General features: G+C 64.8%; 5 protein-coding genes. 3 read left to right on the top strand and 2 right to left on the bottom strand.

Features of this window, described 5'->3' with window-relative positions:
• Window positions 1-68: 68 nt before the first annotated feature.
• On the bottom strand, window positions 69-365 hold the full coding sequence (gene rplU / locus VMR39_RS28945) for a 50S ribosomal protein L21 (protein ID WP_004207901.1): 297 nt from the start codon (window positions 363-365) through the stop codon (window positions 69-71).
• Window positions 366-540: 175 nt separating this feature from the next.
• Between rplU and VMR39_RS28940 the strand changes: the two genes are divergently transcribed.
• From VMR39_RS28940 to ybaL, 3 genes are all read left to right on the top strand, one after another.
• Complete coding sequence (locus VMR39_RS28940) at window positions 541-948, top strand: hypothetical protein (protein WP_325421751.1); 408 nt, start codon at window positions 541-543, stop codon at window positions 946-948.
• A gap of 54 nt (window positions 949-1002) precedes the next feature.
• Window positions 1003-1131, top strand: a complete 129-nt coding sequence (locus VMR39_RS28935) for a hypothetical protein (RefSeq protein WP_325421749.1) — start codon at window positions 1003-1005, stop codon at window positions 1129-1131.
• 166 nt (window positions 1132-1297) lie between these two features.
• A complete protein-coding gene (gene ybaL / locus VMR39_RS28930; RefSeq protein WP_325421747.1) occupies window positions 1298-2929 on the top strand; it encodes a YbaL family putative K(+) efflux transporter in 1632 nt (543 codons plus the stop codon).
• A gap of 65 nt (window positions 2930-2994) precedes the next feature.
• On the opposite strand, the gene VMR39_RS28925 is transcribed toward ybaL, so the two are convergent.
• Window positions 2995-3793: DbpA RNA binding domain-containing protein (locus VMR39_RS28925; protein ID WP_325421745.1), on the bottom strand; the 799-nt coding region annotated here is incomplete at its 5' end.

Here is a 3793-nt window from a genome sequence, read left to right as displayed (position 1 = left end):
CGACCGTTGCGCGATGAACCGCCAGCTTTTTTATGTGCCATGACCTAAACTCCTTATCTCAGCTGCGCTCAGGCGATCGACACGATCTTGAGGATCGTATGATTCTGGCGATGGCCGTTCTTGCGGCGATAGTTGTGACGACGACGCTTCTTGAAGACGATGACCTTCTCGCCCTTCGCCTGCGCGATGATTTCGGCTGCGACGGTCAGCTTGGCTGCGTCCTTCAGGTCGCCGCCTTCACCGGCCAGCAGGACGTCGTCCAGCGTAACCTTGTCGCCGGCTTCGCCAGCCAGCTTTTCAACGACGATCTTGTCTCCGGCGGCGACGCGATACTGCTTGCCGCCCGTGCGCACGATAGCGAACATGGCTTGTCTCTTCTCGTTCAAATCTGCTTTACGCAGATCATCGAGGACAAATCCTGTCGACCCGCGCGGGAATGTGGCCCGTTAGTGGAATGACTCGGCCCTGTCAACTGATCGGGGTCAGGATGCGGACTGGTTTTCGGTGCTTTCTTTCCCTATCTTGGTTGCAGCCAAGGGAATGACGCGCCGCATGCAGCATATGGGACCGAAAAAGCGGAAGAAAAGGGCCGGCATCAGCCGCGCCGCGATTCTTGCCGCGGTCTGGACCCTGATCGCCGTCACGCTCCTGTCTGCTCTTGCCCCGCTCGGGCCGCCGCTCAGCCGGGCCAAGGGTTCCGCCTTCAATCCCGCCACCACCGAAGTGGTGCTGAAGGCGCGCGCCCGCGCCATGACCCATGCCGTCCAGCCTGTCCGCCCGGATGGGGACGGCCTGCCGCCGGTCGCGTTGCCGTGCCTCGCCGTTGGGCTGGTTATCGGTCTGTGGCGGATGTGGCCGGTAACGCCCGCTCTGGTCGGCCTGGATCGTCTTGCGCGTTTGAATCTGGCCAGAGCGCATCGCGCCAGGGCGCCTCCTTCTCCTTTCTGACGAATCGAAACCTGCCCGCCGTCCGCGGGCTTTCGTCGGAAAGAGGAGTTTCTCATGCCCCGCAAAACCCTGCGACGCGGCCGCCGCCGTCGTCCGCCTTGGTGGTTCATGCCCGTCGTCATGACGGGCCTGGGTACGGCTGCTGTCATTCTCTCCGCGATGATGATGACCATCGTCGAATAAGCTGTCACCAACCGCCGTCCGCTTCGGGCATGTCGGAAAGCGGGTCTTCCGCACCTGTCTGCCGACAGGCCCGAAACGAACGGAAGTGGTTGAGTTGGACGGTATCTGATATTTTATCGCCGTGACGCCTGCATCCCGCGTCCGGCGACAGGACCGAAAGGCATTCATGCCCCACCACACGCCCCTTATCGGCACGATCGTTGCCGGCCTTGTCGTAGCCTTCATCATGGGCGCCATCGCCCATCGCCTCAAGCTCTCGCCGCTGGTCGGCTATCTGATCGCCGGCATCATGGTCGGCCCCTTCACCCCCGGCTTCGTCGCCGACGCGGGCCTCGCCAATGAACTGGCGGAAATCGGCGTCATCCTGCTGATGTTCGGGGTCGGCCTGCATTTCTCGCTGAAAGATTTGTTATCGGTCAAGAATATCGCCGTCCCCGGCGCGCTGGTGCAGATCGCAGTCGCGACCCTGCTCGGCATGGGGCTGGCCCATGTCATGGGCTGGGGCGTGATGGGCGGTATCGTTTTCGGCCTTGCGCTCTCGGTTGCCAGTACCGTCGTGCTGCTGCGCGCCCTGCAAGGCGCTGACCTGGTCGAAACGCGCCGAGGTCGGATCGCTGTCGGCTGGTTGATCGTCGAGGATCTCGTGATGGTCCTTGCGCTCGTCCTGCTGCCTGCGCTGGCGAGCGTCATGAACAGCGCGGACGGGGCAGGGGCGTCCGCGCTTGTCGGGCCGCTGCTCGGCACCTTGCTCAAGGTCGCCGGTTTCGTCGCGGTGATGCTGATCGTGGGCCGCAGGGTCATACCCTGGGCGCTGCACTGGGTCGTCCACACCGGATCGCGTGAGCTGTTCCGGCTCGCCGTCCTCGCCATCGCATTGGGCGTCGCTTTCGGCGCGGCGCTCGCGTTCGATGTCTCCTTCGCGCTCGGTGCCTTCTTCGCCGGCATGATCCTGGGCGAAACTCCGCTCAGCCGCCGCGCGACGGAAGAGACGCTGCCGCTGCGCGACGCTTTCGCCGTGCTCTTCTTCGTGTCGGTCGGGATGCTCTTCAACCCGTCCATCGTGGTCGAACAGCCGCTGCCGTTGCTGGCTACCATCCTCATCATCGTCATCGGCAAGTCGATCGCTGCCTGGGGCATCGTCCGGGCCTTCGGCCATCCCAACGTCACTGCGCTGACCATCGCCGCCAGCCTGGCGCAGATCGGCGAATTTTCCTTCATCCTCGCATCGCTGGGCACGGGTCTTGGCGTCCTGCCGGAAGATGCGCGCGATTTGATCCTGGCGGGCGCTATGGCATCCATCTTCCTCAACCCGATCCTCTTCTCGATGATCGTGCGGGAGCATAAGCAGGATGATGACGAGGGCGAGGAGCCGGCGCGGCCAGAGCGTCCGCGCATCGGCCATGTCATCCTGGTCGGCTATGGCCGGGTCGGCAAACTGATCGCCCGCCGTCTGGCCGAACGGCACGTCCATTTCGTCATCGTGGAAGGTGATCCGGAACGGGTGGAGGAGGCCGAGGATGCCGGCCTGTCCGTCGTCAAGGGCAATGCTCTGGAAGACAAGCATCTGCTCGCCGCAGGCATCTGCGAGGCGCGACATCTGCTGATCGCCGTACCCGAAGGCTATGAAGGGGGCGCGATCCACGAACATGCGCAGCATCTGAATGCGAACCTCCAGGTTATCGCGCGTGCCCATAGCGACGCGGAGGTGGCGCATCTGGAGAGATTGGGGGTGCCCCATGTCGTCATGGGCGAGCGCGAACTGGCGGCGCGGATGCTGACGCTTTGCGGCGTGGGCTGATAAATATGGGCTGACATAAAAATGGCGGGTGGAGTTTCGCTCCACCCGCCAACCTCATTCGATGATCAACCGCGCGGCTTGCGCGGTCCGCCGGGGCGCTTCGGTCCGCCCTTGAAGGGACGCGGCGCGTAGCCGCCGGGGCCGCCGGGGCGAGGACCGCGATCGTTCGGACGAGCGCCGGTACGCTTGTGCTCGCGCGCCTGATCGCGCGGCGCGCCGTCGATCATTTCGAAAGCCACGTCGGCGCCCTCGTCATTGGCCTCGCCGGTGCGCTTCACCGCCGACAGGAAGCGGCTGGCGATCGTCTTGGGAATTTCGAACATCGTCTCGTTGGTGGTGATGCGGATCGCGCCGATATCCTGGCGCGACACATGGCCGCGGCGGCAGATCAGCGGCAGGATCCAGCGCGGGTCGGCATTCTGGCGACGACCGATGTCCATGCGGAACCACTGGGTGTCCTCAAAGCCCGGACGCGGCCCGTCGTTGCGCACCGGCGCTTCGCTGCGGTCCAGCAGTTCCTCGGGTGCGGGCAGGGCGGCGCGGGCGCTTTTGACCAGCATCGCCGCGATTTCCTTGGCGCTTTTCTCGGCCAGCAGTTCGGCGCCCAGCGCCCAGTCGGCCTCGTCCAGTTCCGCCTTGTCCATCAGCGACGCGCGCAGGCGGGCATTATCCTGCTCCAGGATCGCTTCACGGCTCGGCGGGGTGCCCCATTCGACCGGAATCTTGGCCCCGCGCAGCATCGATTCGACGCGGCGACGGCGCGGATAGGGCACGATCAGCACGGCGGTGCCCTTCTTGCCGGCGCGGCCGGTGCGGCCCGAACGGTGCTGCATGGTTTCGGCGTCGCGCGGCAGTTCGACATGG

This window comes from Sphingobium sp. (genome assembly GCF_035511395.1).
Lineage (GTDB): Bacteria > Pseudomonadota > Alphaproteobacteria > Sphingomonadales > Sphingomonadaceae > Sphingobium.
This window is presented reverse-complemented; position numbering and strand designations above follow the sequence as displayed.

Coding starts and splice junctions, on each gene's coding strand:
- ybaL (WP_325421747.1), top strand. CDS start 1,298: ATGCCCCACCACACGCCCCTTATCGGCACGATCGTTGCCGGCCTTGTC.
- rplU (WP_004207901.1), bottom strand. CDS start 365: ATGTTCGCTATCGTGCGCACGGGCGGCAAGCAGTATCGCGTCGCCGCC.
- VMR39_RS28935 (WP_325421749.1), top strand. CDS start 1,003: ATGCCCCGCAAAACCCTGCGACGCGGCCGCCGCCGTCGTCCGCCTTGG.
- VMR39_RS28940 (WP_325421751.1), top strand. CDS start 541: ATGACGCGCCGCATGCAGCATATGGGACCGAAAAAGCGGAAGAAAAGG.